Source organism: Cupriavidus sp. 01L46 (assembly GCF_056399905.1).
In genome coordinates, this window is the sequence record NZ_JBFTSF010000049.1 from 11619 (window position 1) to 29428 (window position 17810).

Below are 17810 nucleotides of genomic sequence, written 5' to 3' on the forward strand. Positions count from 1 at the left end.
CTTACCGATCCGGGTCGTAGGGCAGCGCGTCCGTCAGGCCGAGCTTTCCGGGGTTGAGGATGTTCTTGGGATCCAGCGCTTGTTTGACCGCCATCAGCACCGCAAAGGCGCTGCCCAGCGATTCGCGCATATAAGGCGCGCGCAGCAGCCCGATGCCGTGGTGGTGGCTCAACGCGGCATTGTATTTGATCAACACCGCGTTGGCGGCATCCCAGGCCTGGCGATACCACTTCGCCCGGTTCTCCACCTCGACCTCGCCGCGCAGCGAGAAGTACAAGCAGGCGCCGTCCACATAGGCATGCGACTGGTGCGCCGAGCCAGCGAGCGTGCCAGGCACGGCGTTGATGGCGTTGACCACGTCCGTGTAGATGGCGGGCAGGTCGCTCCAGGGGCCGGACATCTCCAGCGTGTCGGCGACAAAGCCGGGGCTGCGCTTGAAGCCTTCCGCKCTCTTGCCGGTCAGGTAGCGCGTATCCAGCCAGCGCTCGAAGATCGCTTCGCTGTCCAGCGCACTACCGAGCGCCTTGCACACGCCTTCGCTGATGGCCATCACGGCATCGACCATCTCGCGCGCGCCTTCGTCGGCGATCAGCAGCACGTTGGTGTCGGGCAGGTTGAACTGCACGCGGCTCTCGAGCTCGTCGTACAGGCGCAGGGCTGCGGGATTGGCGCCGCGCTGCATGATCTCGCGGCAGGCTTGCAGGCCGATGGCGAAGGTCTTGAAGCCATAGGCGATGGCGCGGCCGTAGTCCGGCAGCCGATGCAGCTTGAGGCGCACGCGCACGATCACGCCGAGCGTGCCTTCCGAGCCGATGAACAGTTGCTGCAGGTCCGAGCCGAGCGCCGCGCGCGAGTAGCCGCCCACGCTGATCAGGCTGCCGTCGGCCAGCACCACATCCATGCCGAAGACCATGTCCTCGATCTTGCCGTAGCGCGTCGAAAGCTGCCCGGCGCCGCGGCACGCCACCCAGCCGCCCACGGTGCTGATGGCGAAGGACGACGGCCAGTGGCCCATGGTCATGCCATAGTCCTTCTGGATGGTCTGCTCGAACACGTCGCCGAACAGGCCGGCTTCCACCTCGACGATCTGGCTTTCCCTGTCGAAGTCCAGCACCTTGTTCAGCGCGCACACGTCCAGCACGATGCCACCGCGTACCGGCAGCGCGGCGCCGGTGACGTTGCTGCGGCCCGCCGACACCGTCAACGGGATCGCCGCCGCGTGCGCGATCCGCATGACGGCCTGGATCTGCCCGATCGTGGACACGCGCACGATGACGGCCTGCGGCGTGGCCGGCCGGCCGGCGGTCTCGGTCATCATGGAGCCGGCCCACCAGTCGCGCGTCCTGGCCACCACGCTGGCGGTATCGGTCAGCACCTCATCGGCCACGCCGCGCAGCGCATCGATGTGCGCGGCATCCACGGCGACGGCATTGCGCTGCAGGCCGGGCCCGCCGGGCATGGAGGAGGGTTCCTTGATGGTGGCCGCATAGGCCGGCGGCGTGTGCGCGCCGACGACGTAGTTGCCACGGTTGTAGCCGCGCTTGATGGCTTCCTTGCTGATCATTGTGCATCTCCCAGTAGAACGGATTTTTCATGTGCGACGGCAGCCAGGTAATCATTGACCTGCTGCGCCACCTCGGATTCGGACAGGCCGAGCTCGGCCTGCAGGATTGCGCCCACGCGGGACGCGGCGCGCGCCGAGGCATCGCGCGCCATTAGGCGGGCGCGGATGCGGCGCGAGAGCACGTCGTCCACGCTCCCCGCCAGCTCGTGGCGCGCGGCGTAGACGATCTCGGCTTCGGTATAGGGAAGCCCTTCGACAATCGGTGCCTGCAGGCGCGCATCGGCTTGCAGGATGTCGCTGACGAAACGGGCTTCCGTGCCATAACGCTCGCCCAGGTGGGCGGACAAGCCGCCGGAAGCCACGATGGCCTGCGCGTCGTATCCCGCGGCACCCAGCAGGTACGCGGATTTGGTTTGGCATCGGTTGCGCTGGCCAATCACTTTCTGGGCCGCGTCGACGGTTTGCTCCGCCATGTGCCGGGAGGTGGTCAGCTTGCCCCCGACGATGGTGACGAGGCCATCGGCGGCGGTGTGGATCTCATGGTTGCGCTTGATCTCCAGCGTCTTGCCCCCCGGCGGCGCCACCAGCGGCCTGCAGCCCGCGATGCTGCCCAGCACGTCTTCGGCCTGCAGGTCCGTCTTCAGCGCCCAGCGCGCGCCGTCCAGCAGGAAGTCGAGTTCCTCGCGGGTGCAGCAAACGTTGTCGAGATCGCCCTCGTAATCTTCGTCCGTGGTGCCCAGGTAGGAGACGTTGCCCCAGCGCGTGATGGTGGCGCGGCGGTTGCGCCCCGGCACGGGGATGGTCACGGTGCAGTCGTTGCGGACCTTGAGCCAGGGAATGGCCACATGCACGCCCTTGGCAGGGCGGATATGCAGCGTCTTTTCCTCGCCCTTCTTGCGGCCGGTCCAGTCACGCAGCCACACGCCAGTGGCCATGACGACGACGCCGGCCCTGGCGCGGATCTCTCGATCCCCGGCATGAATGATGGCGCCGTCGACCTTGCCGTGACCGTTGCGCGTGATCTCCACCACCTTCGCGTGGTTGGCCACTGCCGCGCCGTGAAAGGCCGCAGTGCGGGCGATGTTCAGCGTGAGCCGGGCATCGTCCACGCGCGCATCGAAGTACATGAAGCCGCCGAGCAGGTTCTCCTCGTTGAAGGTCGGGCAATGCGACAGCACCTCGGCCTTGGTGAGCTTTTGATGCAGGATGCCTTCGCGCCAGCCGCCGGCCAGGTCGTAGGTCCAGAGTAGGCTCTCGAATGCCTTGGCCAGGCGCTTGTCGAACACGCCGTCCTTCTCCATCACGGGAAACAGGAACGGCAGGCGCTGCACCAGATGCCGCGCATTCCTGCGCAGGCGTTGGCGCTCCAGCAGGGAATGGCGCACCAGGCCGAGATTGCCCTGCTCGATGTAACGCAACCCGCCATGCACCATCTTGGAGGACTTGGACGACGTACCGGAGGCGAAATCGTTCTTCTCCACCAAGGCAACGCGATAGCCGCGCAGGCTGGCATCCAGCGCGGCATAGGCGCCGGTCACGCCGCCGCCGACGATGAGGATGTCGAAGGTCTCGCTGCCGAGGCGATCGAGCTGCGCCTGGCGCACCAGGCGCAGCGGTTCGGTGGATGTCATCCGGGCGCGGTCCCGGCTGGGACTTCTGGATGGAAAAACCATCATGTTTCGGCGATCTCCTGGCAGGTCAGTGGTGATGGAAGGATTGCGCGTGGCGCAGCTCGGACGCCACCCGTGCGTGCCAGAGCGCGCGGCGCTCGCCACGCTGGTCGGCACCCAGGCGTGGCTCGAACACGGCATCGGTTTCATTGGTCGCGCGGGCGTCCTGCAGCGAGTCCCACAGCAGCCCCGACGAGCCCGCGAAGAAGGCGATGCCGCGCAAGCTGGCGCGATCGGTCTCGCGCATGCGCCGGATCGGCATGCCGGTCAGGTCCGCCTGGATCTGCAGCAGCGCGTCGCTGCCGGAGAGGCCGCCACCGACGATGAGTTCGGCCACGGGCACGCCGGCGACTTCCTCGTTGGCCTCCATGCAGGACGACACCGCATGCGCGATGCCTTCCAGGATGGCGTAGGCCACCTCGGCCTGCGTGCTTGCGATGGAGATGCCCGTCAGCGACGCGCGGGCTTCGGGCTGCATCTGCGGGACGCGCAGCCCGGTGAGCGCGGGCAGGAAGGTCACGCCGCGCGCGKAGCCGACGGTGGCGGCCAGCGCGCTGATCTGCTTCGCGCTCTCGAACCAGCGCAGCTTCTCGCAAACCCAATTCAGTGCGGAGCCCGTGGTGGCGACGAAGGTCTCCACGGAAAGATGCGACACATCGTGCTGCCGGCGCGCGGTCATGGTCAGGGTGCCGTCGTACAGGCCGGCCTTGGCCGGCGGCTGCGGCCCGATCACCAGGTCCACGAAGCTGCCGGTGCCGTGCACGCACATCGACTGCCCGCGCTCCAGGCATCCGAGCCCCGCGGCGCCGGCAAGCTGGTCGCCCGCGCAAGCGAGAATCGGCACGTCGATGCCCAGCAGCTCGGCGCGCGTGCGCCCGAAATCGTCGGCGTCCTGGCGCAGCGCGGGCAGCAGCGTGTGCGGGAATTCCAGCGCATCGAGCCAGCCAAGGTGATAGCGGTGCCCGGCCAGCACGTAGGCGCTGGCGGAGGTGGCGTTAGTCGGCGTGGTCACGCAGGCGCGCTCGGTCGACAGATGCCAGAGCAGCCAGGTGTCGATGGTGCCGAACGCCAGGCTGCCCGCGCGGAACGCCTCGGCCACCTCGGGCGTGTCCCGCAAATGGCGCGCGGCCCAGAGGTAGGGAGAACGCACGCCGACCGGGCGCCCGACCTGCTCGAGCAGCGTCTTGTCCCAGGCCGGCGCCAGCGCGCTGAGCTCGCTGACATAGCGCGTGTCCTGCCAGACCATGGCGGGCACGATCGCCCGCCCGCTGCGGGTATCCCACAGCACCGCGGTGGCACGCTGCGTGGCAATGCCCAGCGCGACAATGCGCAACTGCTCTTGCTGCGCGCGTGCGATGGTGGCGCGGCAGACGGCGATCGTCTTTTCCAGTATCGCGTTGGCATCTTGCTCGACCACGCCGGGCCGTGGCGCGTCCACCTGCAGCGTCGTGTATTCGAGGCACGAGACATGGCCGTCGGCGGCAACCACGGCCGCCCGCGTGCCGGACGTGCCTTCGTCGATGGCGAGTATGACGTTGCTGTTGGTCTTCATCGTTGGGATTTCTCTATCGCCGGGTTGAGGAACGCCGGGGCCGGCGCCTCGTCGCCGCTGAATTGCGGAGCGTCGGCTTCGTTGTCAGGATGGATGGCGGTGCGCGTCGGGTCCCACTTGATGGCAAAGCAGATGATGCTGGCCGTCAGCGGCACGATCGAGAGGATGAGAAAGGTCGTCTCCAGGCCGTATTTCTCCCGGAAGAGCGGGAAGATCAACAGGCCCAGTGCGGCGCCGGTTGAGCCCAGCGCGCCGATGATGCCGTTGGCCCCCGCGCGCAGTTCGCTGCGAAACGACAGCGACGAAAGGCTCTTGCCGTTGGCGCCGGGACCGCCTGAATGGAAAAGGATGAACAGCGACGGCACGATCACCGCCACCCAGATCGGCATCTTGCCGTTGAACAGGCCGAGGATCAGCAGCATGACAAAAACGGCGGCGAAACCAAAGGCGGAAGCACGGCGCAAACCCAGCTTGCGCCCGATCAGCGGCGACATGAAGCCACCAAGGATGCCAAAGACGTTGAAGACCAGCGCACCCACCGTGGCGTAGACAAAGTCCTTGCCGAACAGCGCCGCGCTGATCAGCGGCAGATACCAGCCGACCGCGAAGTACTGGATGGATTGCCCGATCTGCACCGTCGCCGCAAGAACGGTGCGCGGCAGATACACACCGCGAAAGATCAGCAGCACATTGGCCAGCCCGCGCTTTGCCTGGTTCAGCACGGGCAGGCGCTCTCCCACCGGCGCGGCGGCGAAGGGCCGGCCATAGATGCGCGTCATTGCCTTGGCGGCGTCGACCAGGCGCTMCTTGCGCGCCAGCCAGATCGGGCTCTCCACCAGGAACGCAAGCTGCAGCACCAGGATGCCAAGCCCGAAGATGGCGGTGGCGGCCACGGAGTAGCGCCAGATGGCGTCGCCCACATTCCACGAATGGAACAGCAACGCCAGCAGCAAATTGCTGCAGACCGCGGTGTACCACATGCCCTGCCAGGTATTGAGCCGGCTCTTCAGCCTGACCGGCGTGAACTCGGCCAGCACGGCCATGGCGATGGCAAAGTCGATGCCGTAGGCCGCGCCGACAAAGAAGCGCCCGACTAGGATCACTTCGAAGCCAGGCGCGAACACCACCAGCAGCGCGCCAATCACCGCCAGGAATTTCGCGATGATCAGCGGGCGAATGCGGCCCCACCGGTCCGCCATCCATCCGCCGATGGGATTGAAGGCGATAGCCACCCACGAAGCAAAGGATGTCAGCAGCGCAACCTGTGAAGCGGCAAGCTGCAGGTTGCGCGTCATGGGCCCGAGCCCGGCGCTCAATGCCGAATTGGAAAATGCGTCGAGGAACAGTCCTCCCAGCGCAAGCCACCAGATGAGGCCGGCTCTACCTTTTATGCTTGGGCAGGAATCAATAAATGCGATGACATCATCGATGCCACGGATCTTGATCGTGGATTGCACAGCGGTCTCCTTGTTTTATTTCTGTAAGAGGCCGCAGCAAGCTGCACGCAGGAAGAGACCATCTTACAGATGGTCTCTTATCTAGATCTGCAGGCAAACTTTAGGTTGAAAGATTCGGGGTGTCAAGCAGGGGAAGCGCGGGGCCGAGCACACATGGATCCGCCTCTATCAGCGCGATGCATGACGGTCTGTCGGCAGGCGCATGACCTGAGTATCCGGCCCAGTACGCGTTTCACAGGAACTTGCTACATTGCTGACTGCTCGGCAAGAGCGGCCCCACATTGCCGCMTGGCCCATCTCACACCGTACACCGCACACCGCACACCGACAGATCAAGGAGACATCGAATGCGCACCGGCCTTCAACTTCGTTCGCAAATCAAGAGCAGCGGTGAACTCGAGCTGTCGCTAGACAGCATCGACACGCCGCACCCCGGCCCGGATGAAGTCCTCATCCGCATTGAAGCCTCTCCCCTCAACCCGTCCGATCTCGGCCTGCTGTTCGGTGCGGCCGACATGAGCACGGCCAAGGCCAGCGGCACGGCAGAGCGCCCCGTGGTCACCGCGCGCGTCCCGGAAGGGGCGATGCGCAGCATGGCCGGCCGCATGGATGCGTCCATGCCGGTTGGCAATGAGGGCGCGGGCGTGGTCGTCGATGCAGGCTCGTCCCCTGCGGCGCAAGCGTTGCTGGGCAAGACCGTGGCTGCCATCGGCGGCGCGATGTACTCGCAGTACCGCTGCATTCCCGCGGACCAGTGCCTGGTCCTGCCCGAAGGCGCCACGCCCGCCGATGGCGCGTCGTCATTCGTCAACCCGCTCACCGCGCTGGGCATGGTCGAGACCATGCGGCGCGAAGGGCATAGCGCCCTGGTGCACACCGCCGCGGCCTCCAACCTGGGCCAGATGCTCAACCAGATCTGCCTCAAGGATGGCATCAAGCTGGTGAACATCGTGCGCAAGCAAGAGCAGGCGGACCTGCTCAAGGCACAAGGCGCGGTCTACGTCTGCAACGCCGCGTCGCCCACGTTCATGCAGGACCTCACCGAGGCACTCGTCGCTACCGGCGCAACGATCGCGTTCGACGCCACGGGCGGCGGCAAGCTCGCCGGCCAGATCCTCACCTGCATGGAAGCGGCCTTGAACAAGACCGCGCGCGAATACAGCCGCTATGGCTCGACCACCCACAAGCAGGTCTACCTCTACGGCGGCCTGGACACCAGCCCGACCGAGTTCACCCGCAGCTTCGGCATGGCGTGGGGCATGGGCGGCTGGCTGCTGTTCCCGTTCCTGCAGAAGATCGGGCGCGAGCGGGCCAACGAACTCAAGCAACGCGTGGTGGCGGAGCTGAAAACCACCTTCGCCAGCCATTACTCGAAGGAAATCTCGCTGGCCGAGGTGCTGGACCTGGACGTGATCGCCGTCTACAACAAGCGCGCGACGGGCGAGAAGTACCTGATCAACCCGAACAAGGGCCTGGCAGGGTAAGTCATCCCGGGGCGCCCTGCGCGCCCGCAGTGTCAAGTATCAGCCGCTGCGCCGCGGCCGGCGGCGCTGGTCGGCTGCATGGATCCTGGCAACTCGGCCACGGCTCTGTCCGGCGGCGCCAAGTACGGCTATCGCCTGCTGGCAGTCATGGCCGCGTCCAGTCTCGTCACCATGCTCCTACAATGGATCCCCGAGCGCGTTCAAGGCGTGGACCGGTAGTGCGCCGGGCGCGCATCGGCGAGTCGAGAGCGGTAGCTGGCCGCTGCCGATTTACACAACAAGAAACACAGAGGAGAGACAACCCGTGCCCCACCCGTTCGTGCGCACCGCCCTGCCGTGCGCCGCCCTTCTGCTCGCTTGCCTCAACGCCCTCCCCGCCCACGCCGACATCCGCGTGGGCATCGACGTTTCCACCACCGGCCCCGCCGCCTCCATCGGCATCCCGTCCAAGAACACCGTCATGATGTGGCCGCAGACCCTGGGCGGCCAGCGCGCGCAGTACGTGATCCTGGACGATGGCTCCGACCCGGCCGCGGCCGTGCGCAATGTGCGCAAGCTGATCTCCGAGGACAAGGTGGATGTGGTGGTGGGCCCCAACATCACGCCCACCGCCATTGCTGCGCTGGACGCCGTGGCGGAAGGCGAGACGCCGATGGTGGCCCTGGCTGCGTCGGCTGCCATCATCGAGCCGCAGTCGGACCCCAAGCGGCGCTGGGCGTTCAAGATGCCGCAAAACGATTCGCATATGGCTACGGTCCTTACCGAGTACATGAGCAACCACGGCATCAAGACTGTCGGCTTCATCGGTTTCAACGATGCCTACGGCGAGAGCTGGTGGCGCGAGTTCTCCAAGCTGGCGGACATGCGCAAGCTCAAGGTGGTGGCCAACGAGCGCTTCTCGCGCACCGATACTTCGGTAACCGGGCAGGTGCTCAAGCTGATGGCTGCCACCCCGGATGCGATCCTGATTGCCGGCGCGGGCACGCCGTCGGTATTGCCGCAGAAGACCCTTGCCGAGCGCGGCTACAAGGGCAAGGTGTATCAGACGCACGGCATCGCCACCTGGGATTTCCTGCGGGTAGGCGGCAAGGACGTGGAAGGCACGCTGTTCCCGACCGGGCCGGTGGTGGTGGCGCGGCAGTTGCCGGATGGCCATCCGGTAAAGAAGGTGGCGCTGGATTTCGTGACGCGCTATGAGACGAAGTACGGCGTGGACAGCATCACGCAATTCGCCGGCGATGCCTGGGGCGCGTGGATGCTGCTGGACGATGCTGCGCGCCGTGCCGGCAAGAGCGGCACGCAGCCGGGCACGCGCGAGTTCCGCCACGCCATGCGCGATGCACTGGAGACGACCACCAACCTGACCATTCCCAATGGGGTGATGAACCTGAGCGCGAAGGACCATCAAGGCTTTGACCAGCGCTCGCGCGTGATGGGCGTGATCCGCGACGGCAAGTTTGCCTACGCGTCAGACAAGTAAGGATATGCAAGGATATTTGAGATGAGCAATACAACGATTGGCTTTATCGGCCTTGGCGCCATGGGCACGCCGATGGTGCGCCACCTGCTCGCCGGCGGCCACGCCGTGCGCGCCTATGTACGCCGCCCCGAGGCCGCCGACGCGGCCCGCGCGCTTGGCGCCGTGCCCTGCACCACGCCGGCGCAAGCCGCGCGCGGCGCCTCGGTGGTGTTTACCAATGTCACGTCATCGGAAGACGTGCAGGCCGTGCTGCTGGGCGAGCACGGCGTGATCGAAGGTGCGGCGCCGGGCACCATCTGCATCGACCACAGCACCATCTCGCCCATCGTCACCCGCGAGATTGCCGCCAGGCTGGCCGAGCACGGCATCGAAGCGCTGGACTGCCCGGTCTCCGGCGGCACGATTGGCGCCGAGGCCGCCAGCCTCACCATCATGGTGGGCGGCAAGGCCGAGATGCTGGAGCGCGTGCGGCCGCTGCTCGCGCTGCTCGGCAAGACCATCACCCACATCGGCGATCACGGCGCAGGGCAAGTCGCCAAGCTGTGCAACCAGATCGCGCAGGTGGTCAATATCGAAGGCATCGCCGAAGCCATGCGCTTCGCGCAGGCGCAGCAGGTAGACAGCGGCCGCGTGCTGCAAGCCATGGCCACCGGCATGGCCGGCAGCCGCATGCTGGACATGATGGGACCGAAGATGGTCGCCCACGACTTTGCGCCYGGTATCGAAGCGCGGCTGCACGACAAGGACTTCGGCCTGGCCGCGGAGATTGCGCGCCAGCTCGGGCTGGAGCTGCCGGCCATGCAAGCCACCTCGCGCCAGCTCGGCACGCTGATGGAAAAGGGCTGGGGCAAGGACGATACGTCGTCGTTGCTGCGGGTGCTGGAGGGCTGAATGGCCGAAGAGTGGCCCCAAAAAAAAGGCGGGGCTAAGCCACCCCCATCATCCGCCGCACAGCCAGCAGCAACGGGCTGTCCCTGTCGGCGAAATCATCCATCACGTTGAAATGGTGCCTGGCGGGCATCGGCACATGCGCCGCACCGGGCGCCTGCGCGTTGGCGGGCCAGCCAGCGCGCAGCAGATCGGTCTGCCGATGGTATTCGCCCGGCTCCAGCCCGCCCACCGCGGTAACCAGCGGTGCATCCGTGGCCGGCGGCAGGAAGGCCGGCGAGAGCCGCTCAACATCACGCGCCGATAGCTTCAGGTCGACCTGCAGGAAGTCCGCCCGGCGCAGCGGCTCCAGGTCATGCAGCCCGCTGACCGAGACCACGCCCTTGACCAGGTCGGCGGGCAGATCGCCGCCTACGCGCGGCCATAGCGTGGTGAGCATCATCGCGGCCATGTGGCCGCCGACGGAATGCCCGGCCACGAAGATGCGCGACCTGTCATGGCCAAGCCGGCCGGACTCCCGGTACAGCCAGGCCACGCTGCGCACGGCCTGCAGCACGATGGTCTCCACCGTCACCGCCGGGCACAGCGAGTAATTGATCACCGCCACCGACACGCCGCAGTGCGGCAGCGCATTGGCCACCAGGCTGTGGTCGCGCTTGTCCAGCGCGCGCCAGTAGCCGCCGTGGAGGAACACCAGCAGCGGCGGCGGCCCATCGGCAGTGCCCGGTTCGGCCGGTTCGGCCGGAAAGTAATCGAGCCGCTCGTCCGCTGCGTGCGGGCCGGGCTCGGCACCGGCGTAGCTCAGGTCCTCCAGCCAGCCGGCGCGCTTGCGCACCTGCAGCGACAGCGCCGCCCAGCGGGCCATGTGGGCAGCGTTGTCGGGCACGTTGGCCCGGTTGTTGTATTCGCGCGCATAGAAGGTGGGATCCTGCGACGGCAGCCGTGCAAGACTGGCGAGGGAGGGCTGGGCTGACATGTGGCTCCGGGGTGGATGTGAGAAACCGGGCGGCGCCACGGCTGCAAGCATGCTAGCGAGTTCGCATAGCGCCAGATATCGACAACTTCCCGGATGTCGGGCCGCTGCGGCAAGCCTGGGAGCGCCCGCCACCCTTCGCCGGCTTCATCCGCTGTACCGCCCGGAGGCCGCCTGAATCCTGCAATCGTAGCCTGGCGACGCGGGCCAAGCGGGCGCGCCAGGGTTGCGGATGGGACGCGTTGGGGCCGCGCTACCGGAGCCAGTTGTGGCCTGGCAAGATTTGCGGCATAATTCCCGGCTCAGCACCGTGCTGGTACGCCGGACTCCCGGCAAATCCGCCAGCACCCACTCAGCCCGGGTGGTGAAACAGGTAGACGCAGGGGACTCAAAATCCCCCGCCGCAAGGCGTGTCGGTTCGAGTCCGACCCCGGGCACCACTATATTTCCCAAAATACAAGTCGATACGCCCAAGGGCGAGCGCAGCTTCACCGCACGTTGAGATTCCGTACAGCGTGTTGGCCCGAAACTAAGCCGGAAAGAACTCGACCCGCTCCCCGGCGCCAGCCATCGACTGCCCGAACGTAATCCAGCCGTGCCCTCTCAGCGCGACTTCATCGCGGCGCAGGATGATTTCGCCATCGCCGTCGATGGCGACATGCGTACCGTTCGCGCTTCGGTCGATCAGCATGTACTTCCCGGCGCGGAACTCGATCATTGCGTGGAACCGCGATGTCTGCGGATCGGCAACGACGATCGTCATCGCGGCGTCGCGCCCTATCGTGACCAGCGGCGAGGCGCCGTTCATGCGGACCTCCATCTCCCGATACCGCAGCGTTAGCAGCGCGGGGCGGATCGCGCGCTGGCTTACGTCGGCGAGAATGGTCATGTCGGCGTTCTGCTGCCATATCGCTTCGAACAACTCCACGGGCACGTCCTTGCCGCGCACGTGTATCGGGTAGAGGTAGCGCATCGCCTGGCGCAGGATTTCCGGCAGATGCGCCACGGCGTCCTTGCTGGTAATGATCTGCCCCTGCGATGCGAGCTTGGAGAGGCGCGCGGCAAGGTTCACCGTGTCGCCGAACACGTCGCCCGAGGCATCATGCAGGAGCGGGCCGTGGTGAAAGCCGATATGGATCGACATGGGGATGCCGGATACGGGCGGCAGCGCTGCAATCGCCATTTGCATGTCGAGTGCAGCCTGCATGGCATTTTCGGCAGTGGGAAACACCGCCATGACTTCATCGCCGATGGTCTTCACCACGCGGCCTTGCTGCGCCGACGAACAGGACTTCATCAGGGCGATGCACTGCCCGATTGCACCGAAGGCGGCCGCGTTGCCTGCCTTTTCATACAGCTTGGTGCTGCTGCTGATATCCGCGAACAGTACGGAACCGTCACCGTCGGACATCGCAGGCATCGATTCCCGGTCCATATGCACCTCAACCTGTTCGCTCGCCGCCCGCCTCGCGCGGCGCCCTGCACTGATGGTAGTACGCGGCCGAATGCTCAAAGAAATGTTTCAGCGATATCGATCGATGAGCGCTGGCCGAGTGCCTCGAAGTTTGCCGCGAGCCAGGCGTCGGCCCGCTCGCGCCCGAGCGTGAACAGGCCGCGCAGGAAGGCCCAGTCCGCGTTGAACTTGCTGGGCGCGCCCAGCCGTGCCATCTCGGCTTCGGCATCGATGCTGTGGATCAGCATGCGGCGGTAGCGTGACGGGTCGAGCGCGCCTTCGTCGATCAGCCGGGTGATGAACTCGATGGCGCGCATCTCGCGCATCAACGAGGAGTTGAAGCTGAGCGTGTTGATACGGTCCAGGATTTCGCGTGCCGTGACAGGCACCTGGGGAATGTGGATCGGGTTGAGGCGGATGATCAGCACATCGCGGCTGTCGGTCTCATAGATCAGCGGATAGATCGGCGGGTTGCCCATGTAACCGCCGTCCCAGTAATACTCGCCGTCGATCTCCACAGCCTGGAACAGCGTCGGCAGGCAGGCCGAAGCCATCACGGCCTTGGCGCAGACCTCGCCAGTGCTGAACACGCGGATGCGTCCGCGCAGCACGTTGGTTGCGCACAGGAACAGCTTGACGCTCTTGCTGCGGCGCAGCACCTCGAAATCGATGGTCTCATCCAGGATGTTCTGCAGCGGGTTGAGGTTGCAAGGATTGAGCTGGTAAGGCGAGTAGAAGCGCGTGAGATGGTCGAACACCATCCACGCCGGCGACATCTCCATATTGCCGCCGGCACCCATCAACCGGTCCAGCCAGGTAGGTTGCAGGGGACTCAGCTTCGCGCAGTCGGACACCTTGCGCCAGCACGTCTCCAGGGCCTGCCGCGCGCCCTCCGGCCCACCGCTTGCCAGGCCGTAGGCGAGCACGGTGGCGTTGACGGCACCGGCGCTGGTGCCGCTGATGCCGTCGATGCCGATGCGCTTGTCTTCCAGCAGCCGGTCCAGCACGCCCCAGCTGAATGCCCCATGGGTGCCGCCGCCTTGCAATGCGATATTGATGTGGCGGATCGCGGGTGGATGCGTGGCTTGCATGGTGGCCTCCTGTTTGCGTGCCTTGGTGATGCTYCTGCCCCTGCGTGCCTGGGGCTCGGCCCGTGCTGGCCTTCCGGCTCCCTTTGGTTGCAGCGTAGTGCATGCGGGCGAACAATCGGCTCACACTGGCTCAATCCGGCGCATTGCCCGCCTTCGCCGTCCATCGAGCGGACAGAAAGCGCCCAGTTCTGTTCACCCTCTGCAGACCTGCAGACCTGCAGACCTGCGTGGCGATGCGAACAGTTGTGGCCGGGGCGCTACCCCTGTCCCTCCCCCACCAGCGCCTTGATCCACTCATGCACCACCCGCACCTCCGGCGAGGCCTCGAACCGCTCCGACACCATCAGATAGTACGAATGCGCCGATGACAAGCTGACCGGCGACAACCGCACCAGTTGCCCGGACTTGAGCAGATGCAGCAGCAGCGAGCGGCGTCCGTATGCGATGCCCTGCCCGCGCATGGCGGCGTCCAGCATCAGGCCGGTGTCGGTGAAGGTGGTCACCCGGTGGCTACGCGGCATCGGCAGGCCGGCTTCCTGGAACCAGGGTTCCCAGGCGTGGCGGCTGTGCGAGAGCAGCATCGCCTCACCGAACAACTTGGGCAGGGCGCGCTGCCTGAGGGTGGCCAGATAGGACGGTGCCGCCACCGGAAACCATTCGTCGTGGCCAAGGTCCAGATGCGGCTCGACCGGCTTGGCACGGGCAAAGCGCAGCGCGATGTCCGCCTCGCCGTGACGCGGCACCACCATCTGGCTCGTGGGGTTGAGCTCGATGGCGATCTGCGTATGGCAGCGCTGAAAATCCGCCAGCGCAGGCACGACTCGGAAACGGGCAAAGGAGGGGAGGACGCTGACGCGCACTGTGCGGGCGGCGCCATCCATCTGGCCAAAGGCTTCGCCCAGCACGGACAACGCTTGGCGCACGGATACCAGCAGGCGTTCGGCATCTGGCGTGGGGGTCACCGTGCGGGTGGTCCGCACAAACAGCACCATCCCGCATAGTTGCTCCAGCTCCCGGATGCGGTGGCTGACCGTGCTGTGGGCGAGGCTAAGCGCCTCGGCAGCCTTGTGGAAACTCCGCAACCGGGCTACGGCGTCAAAGGCGAGCAGCAGCGGAATCGGCGGGATGTGCTTCATAAGGGAGTGCGCGGGGCGGCCGCTGGCTTGGCGCCGGTTGGGAATGGCTGGATCGAAGCGCAGCGCGATGCGCGATCATAGCGCACGCGCGGTGCGCCAGGCCCAGCCGAGCATGCCGGCGAACGCCAGCGGGCCCCACACGAACATCAATTCGCCCAGGTCAGGCACCAGCGCGCGATGCGGCAGCACGGCATGGCCCGCGCGCGCCCAGTCGGCGGCCAGAAGGGTCAGGCACGCTGCCTGCAGCAGGATGCTGCGGCCGGCGCGCTCCATGCCAAGCGCCGCCGCGGCGGCCAGGGGCACAAGGCCGAAAGTCAGGGCGGAAATCATGGGCATCTGCCATCTCGCTATTGGTGGAATGGTGGAATGGTGGAATGGTGGAATGCCGCCACTGTAGATCCGGATCGGCCGTGCTTTGATGAAAGATGCGGCCCGATTGTGCGATGCACTCGACCAATGCATTGCGCTTGCGCTCCTCAACCCGCGTTGACGCCGAATCGGACTACGTGAAAATCGGCCGTTCGATCCGCAAGCTGTTCGAGGAGTACGTGGAGCGGTACAACGAGGCCACGGGCAGCAAGGCGCGCAAGGACGTGACGAAGAAGTAAGCCAGCGGCTTGTGACGGGCAGATGCGGCATGGCCCGGCATCTGCCTGACAGGCGCTTCCACGCGCGGCTCTGGTATGGTGGGCGATCCGCCACACCGCCGCCGAGCCGCATGTCCCCTTCCCTTCTCGCTACCGCCCTGCCTGCGTCCTGGTTCGCCGCACTGCAAAGCGCCATGCCGGCGGGTATTTCCTGGTGGTGGCCGTCGCTGTTCACACTGGCGGAATGGGCGATCCGCCTGGCCATGCTGGTCTATGTGCCGCAGCGCCGCGCCCCGGCGGCGGCGCGCACCTGGCTGCTGCTGATCTTCTTCCTGCCATGGCTGGGGCTGGTGCTCTATGCGCTGTTCGGCCGCATCTACTATCCCAAGTCGCGCCGCCTGAAGCTGGCCCGCATCAACCAGGGCATCGCAAACGTCCGTGACCGGGTGGCGCGCTTCGCGCCATTGCAGCCGCTGCCCGCAGCCGTCGCCGCCGATGCGGCCGGCCTGATCGAGCGGCTCGGCTCCTACTCGCCGATGCGCGGCAATGCCGTGGCGCTGCTCGACGACTATGACGCGACGGTAGYCGCGATGATTGCCGATATCGACGGCGCCCGGCGCCAGGTCCATCTGCTGGTCTATATCTACGCCGCGGACGCAACCGGCCGCGCCTTTACCGACGCCCTGCTGCGGGCGAGCGCGCGGGGCGTGCGCTGCCGCCTGCTGGTGGATGCGCTGGGCGCGCGCGCCGGCTGGCGCATGTTTGCCGATACGCTGCGCGACGGTGGCGTGGAGGTGGTGCAGGCCCTGCCCATGCGCTCGCTGATGGCGGTGCTCAAAGGCAAGAGCGCGCGCTTCGACCTGCGCAATCACCGCAAGATCATGGTGGTGGATGGCAGCATTGGCTACATCGGCTCGCAAAACGTGATCGACGCCGAGTCGATGCCCGGGCTACCCAATGAAGAACTGGTGGCGCGCGTGACCGGGCCTGTGGTGGCGGAGTTGCAAGCGGTCTTCCTGGCCGACCGCTACCTGGAGACAGGCGACAGCAACTTCGACCTCGACAGCTTCCCACCCATGGAGGCGCAAGGCCCGCACATCGCGCAGATGCTGCCCAGCGGCCCTGGCTACGGCACGCAGAACGCGCAGATGGCGCTGATCAGCATGATCCACCGCGCGCGCAGCGAAGTGGTCATCACCACGCCCTACTTCGTGCCGGATGAATCCTTCCTGCAAGCGCTGCACCTGGCCTGCTACCGTGGCGTGGCGGTGCACCTGGTGCTGTCGCAACGGATCGACCAGCGCTTTACGCAGGCCGCGCAGGAGGCTTACTTCGGCGTGCTGCTGGACTCGGGGGTGCAGATCCACTTGTATCGCCCCGCCTTCCTGCATGCCAAGCACGTCACCATTGACGATGAAGTTGCCATGGTGGGATCGACCAATATGGATATCCGGTCGTTTGCGCTCAATGCGGAAGCCGCGCTGGTGATCTATGACCGCGACGTGGTGGCGCGCATGCGGCGGATCCAGCAGCGGTATCTGGCTAATAGTGAGACGGTGGTGCGGGCGGTTTGGCAACGGCGGCCGCTGCATACGCGGACTTGGCAGAATCTTTGCCGGTTGGCGGATTCGTTGCTGTAGGTTTAGTTGGCTAGGGGTGACGTCGGTAGCCCCGCTGACGCGGGGGGAGGCGTTTGTTGGGCGGGGTTTTCATGCTTCTAGCTGCTGTCGCGGCTGTACGGGGTTGGCCGTTTACACACGTGTGAGATGTCACTTTTCTTTACTCGTAAAGAAAAGTGACCAAAAGAAAGCGATCCTTGCAGGAGGCTGGCTTGTCGGGGTTGCGTAGTCCGGTGGTTTCGTCGTCAGGCCCCGGGTTTTAATAGCCTCATGCCGTTACCGGTTTGAATGGCCACGATCCTGCGGATGGCGCTGGTTTCGTGGTGAGGCTRCTCGGTAGCGGCATCCCTGCTCATTCACGCATCTGTCGGTACAGGTTCGAAGCGCCACGATATATCACGCCGTGATGGTTTCGTGGTGGGGTGGGCGCGGTGGAAGAATTCTTCGGCCTTTCAATCCGGTGCCACCGCGCCCACGACGGAAACGGGACGCTTGCAACTTCGTGGCCGCCTGCACTGCGAGCGACAGACGGCTTGAAGTTCGTGGTGGGCGCTACCGGCGGGACCACCACGAATCCCTGGGCATTGGCTGGGTCGTGGTGCTCTGAAGCGGTTACGGCACGAGTCTAATAGCACCCAGGGCCGTACGACGAAACCATTGGGGTCCCCAATGACGCCACACCAGCCTCCTGCAAGGATCGCTTTCTCTTGGTTACTTATATGAACGCGCCCCGGTTTGCCAGGTAAATCATCTCATGATGCTCGGCGAGGATTTGGTTGCAGCCTTATATCCGGCCTCATGCAGGTCAAGCCTGCGGGCCCCTATGGAATTCGCCAAGAGCGGCCCTCGTCTTTTC

General features: G+C 65.9%; 15 protein-coding genes and 1 tRNA gene. 7 read left to right on the forward strand and 9 right to left on the reverse strand.

Annotation, left to right across the window (positions count from 1 at the left end; all coding sequences use genetic code 11):
- Nucleotide 1 precedes the first annotated feature (1 nt).
- The 4 genes from AC1DS3_RS11500 to AC1DS3_RS11515 are packed head-to-tail and all read right to left on the reverse strand — an operon-like array spanning nucleotide 2 to nucleotide 6243.
- Nucleotides 2-1564 carry an FAD-binding oxidoreductase gene (locus tag AC1DS3_RS11500; protein WP_477127187.1) on the reverse strand — a complete coding sequence of 521 codons (1563 nt, stop codon included), beginning with the start codon at nucleotides 1562-1564 and terminating at the stop codon, nucleotides 2-4.
- A complete protein-coding gene (locus AC1DS3_RS11505; RefSeq protein WP_441641014.1) occupies nucleotides 1561-3240 on the reverse strand; it encodes a glycerol-3-phosphate dehydrogenase/oxidase in 1680 nt (559 codons plus the stop codon). The genes AC1DS3_RS11500 and AC1DS3_RS11505 overlap by 4 nt, the downstream gene beginning before the upstream one ends.
- Nucleotides 3241-3262: 22 nt before the next feature.
- Complete coding sequence (locus tag AC1DS3_RS11510) at nucleotides 3263-4786, reverse strand: FGGY family carbohydrate kinase (RefSeq protein ID WP_477127188.1); 1524 nt, start codon at nucleotides 4784-4786, stop codon at nucleotides 3263-3265.
- Entirely contained in the window at nucleotides 4783-6243 is a 1461-nt protein-coding gene (locus AC1DS3_RS11515; protein ID WP_477127189.1) for an MFS transporter, read from the reverse strand. The genes AC1DS3_RS11510 and AC1DS3_RS11515 overlap by 4 nt, the downstream gene beginning before the upstream one ends.
- A gap of 347 nt (nucleotides 6244-6590) precedes the next feature.
- On the opposite strand from AC1DS3_RS11515, the gene AC1DS3_RS11520 reads away from it, so the two are divergent.
- From AC1DS3_RS11520 to AC1DS3_RS11535, 4 genes are all read left to right on the forward strand, one after another.
- Entirely contained in the window at nucleotides 6591-7727 is a 1137-nt protein-coding gene (locus AC1DS3_RS11520; RefSeq protein ID WP_441641011.1) for a zinc-binding dehydrogenase, read from the forward strand.
- 78 nt (nucleotides 7728-7805) lie between these two features.
- A complete protein-coding gene (locus AC1DS3_RS11525; protein WP_441641010.1) occupies nucleotides 7806-7946 on the forward strand; it encodes a hypothetical protein in 141 nt (46 codons plus the stop codon).
- A gap of 100 nt (nucleotides 7947-8046) precedes the next feature.
- Complete coding sequence (locus AC1DS3_RS11530) at nucleotides 8047-9207, forward strand: ABC transporter substrate-binding protein (RefSeq protein ID WP_441641032.1); 1161 nt, start codon at nucleotides 8047-8049, stop codon at nucleotides 9205-9207.
- 21 nt (nucleotides 9208-9228) lie between these two features.
- A complete protein-coding gene (locus AC1DS3_RS11535; protein ID WP_441641009.1) occupies nucleotides 9229-10098 on the forward strand; it encodes an NAD(P)-dependent oxidoreductase in 870 nt (289 codons plus the stop codon).
- 34 nt (nucleotides 10099-10132) lie between these two features.
- Here the strand turns inward: AC1DS3_RS11535 and AC1DS3_RS11540 are convergent, their stop codons facing one another.
- On the reverse strand, nucleotides 10133-11071 hold the full coding sequence (locus AC1DS3_RS11540; RefSeq protein WP_441641008.1) for an alpha/beta hydrolase: 939 nt from the start codon (nucleotides 11069-11071) through the stop codon (nucleotides 10133-10135).
- Nucleotides 11072-11423: 352 nt separating this feature from the next.
- Here AC1DS3_RS11540 and AC1DS3_RS11545 point away from each other — a divergent pair.
- Nucleotides 11424-11508, forward strand: a tRNA-Leu gene (locus AC1DS3_RS11545).
- Between the two features lie 89 nt (nucleotides 11509-11597).
- Here the strand turns inward: AC1DS3_RS11545 and AC1DS3_RS11550 are convergent.
- From AC1DS3_RS11550 to AC1DS3_RS11565, 4 genes are all read right to left on the reverse strand, one after another.
- Nucleotides 11598-12503: an adenylate/guanylate cyclase domain-containing protein gene (locus AC1DS3_RS11550; RefSeq protein WP_441641031.1), complete on the reverse strand. Its 906-nt coding sequence runs from the start codon at nucleotides 12501-12503 to the stop codon at nucleotides 11598-11600.
- A gap of 74 nt (nucleotides 12504-12577) precedes the next feature.
- On the reverse strand, nucleotides 12578-13612 hold the full coding sequence (locus AC1DS3_RS11555) for a patatin-like phospholipase family protein (protein WP_441641007.1): 1035 nt from the start codon (nucleotides 13610-13612) through the stop codon (nucleotides 12578-12580).
- 257 nt (nucleotides 13613-13869) lie between these two features.
- Nucleotides 13870-14748, reverse strand: a complete 879-nt coding sequence (locus AC1DS3_RS11560; RefSeq protein WP_441641006.1) for a LysR substrate-binding domain-containing protein — start codon at nucleotides 14746-14748, stop codon at nucleotides 13870-13872.
- 75 nt (nucleotides 14749-14823) lie between these two features.
- Nucleotides 14824-15078 (reverse strand): hypothetical protein, encoded by a 255-nt coding sequence (locus AC1DS3_RS11565; RefSeq protein ID WP_477127190.1) that lies wholly within the window; start codon nucleotides 15076-15078, stop codon nucleotides 14824-14826.
- Between the two features lie 113 nt (nucleotides 15079-15191).
- On the opposite strand from AC1DS3_RS11565, the gene AC1DS3_RS11570 reads away from it, so the two are divergent.
- Both AC1DS3_RS11570 and cls read left to right on the forward strand, forming a co-directional pair.
- Nucleotides 15192-15356 (forward strand): hypothetical protein, encoded by a 165-nt coding sequence (locus AC1DS3_RS11570; RefSeq protein WP_441641004.1) that lies wholly within the window; start codon nucleotides 15192-15194, stop codon nucleotides 15354-15356.
- A gap of 110 nt (nucleotides 15357-15466) precedes the next feature.
- Nucleotides 15467-16975, forward strand: coding sequence for a cardiolipin synthase (gene cls, locus AC1DS3_RS11575; RefSeq protein WP_477127191.1), 1509 nt, complete (start codon nucleotides 15467-15469; stop codon nucleotides 16973-16975).
- The last annotated feature ends 835 nt before the right edge of the window (nucleotides 16976-17810 follow it).

What these genes read in the sequence shown, in the direction of transcription:
- AC1DS3_RS11505 (WP_441641014.1), bottom strand. Translation starts at nt 3,240, where the DNA reads ATGATGGTTTTTCCATCCAGAAGTCCCAGCCGGGACCGCGCCCGGATG.
- AC1DS3_RS11520 (WP_441641011.1), top strand. Translation starts at nt 6,591, where the DNA reads ATGCGCACCGGCCTTCAACTTCGTTCGCAAATCAAGAGCAGCGGTGAA.
- AC1DS3_RS11525 (WP_441641010.1), top strand. Translation starts at nt 7,806, where the DNA reads ATGGATCCTGGCAACTCGGCCACGGCTCTGTCCGGCGGCGCCAAGTAC.
- AC1DS3_RS11540 (WP_441641008.1), bottom strand. Translation starts at nt 11,071, where the DNA reads ATGTCAGCCCAGCCCTCCCTCGCCAGTCTTGCACGGCTGCCGTCGCAG.
- AC1DS3_RS11550 (WP_441641031.1), bottom strand. Translation starts at nt 12,503, where the DNA reads ATGGACCGGGAATCGATGCCTGCGATGTCCGACGGTGACGGTTCCGTA.
- AC1DS3_RS11555 (WP_441641007.1), bottom strand. Translation starts at nt 13,612, where the DNA reads ATGCAAGCCACGCATCCACCCGCGATCCGCCACATCAATATCGCATTG.
- AC1DS3_RS11560 (WP_441641006.1), bottom strand. Translation starts at nt 14,748, where the DNA reads ATGAAGCACATCCCGCCGATTCCGCTGCTGCTCGCCTTTGACGCCGTA.
- AC1DS3_RS11565 (WP_477127190.1), bottom strand. Translation starts at nt 15,078, where the DNA reads ATGATTTCCGCCCTGACTTTCGGCCTTGTGCCCCTGGCCGCCGCGGCG.
- AC1DS3_RS11570 (WP_441641004.1), top strand. Translation starts at nt 15,192, where the DNA reads ATGCACTCGACCAATGCATTGCGCTTGCGCTCCTCAACCCGCGTTGAC.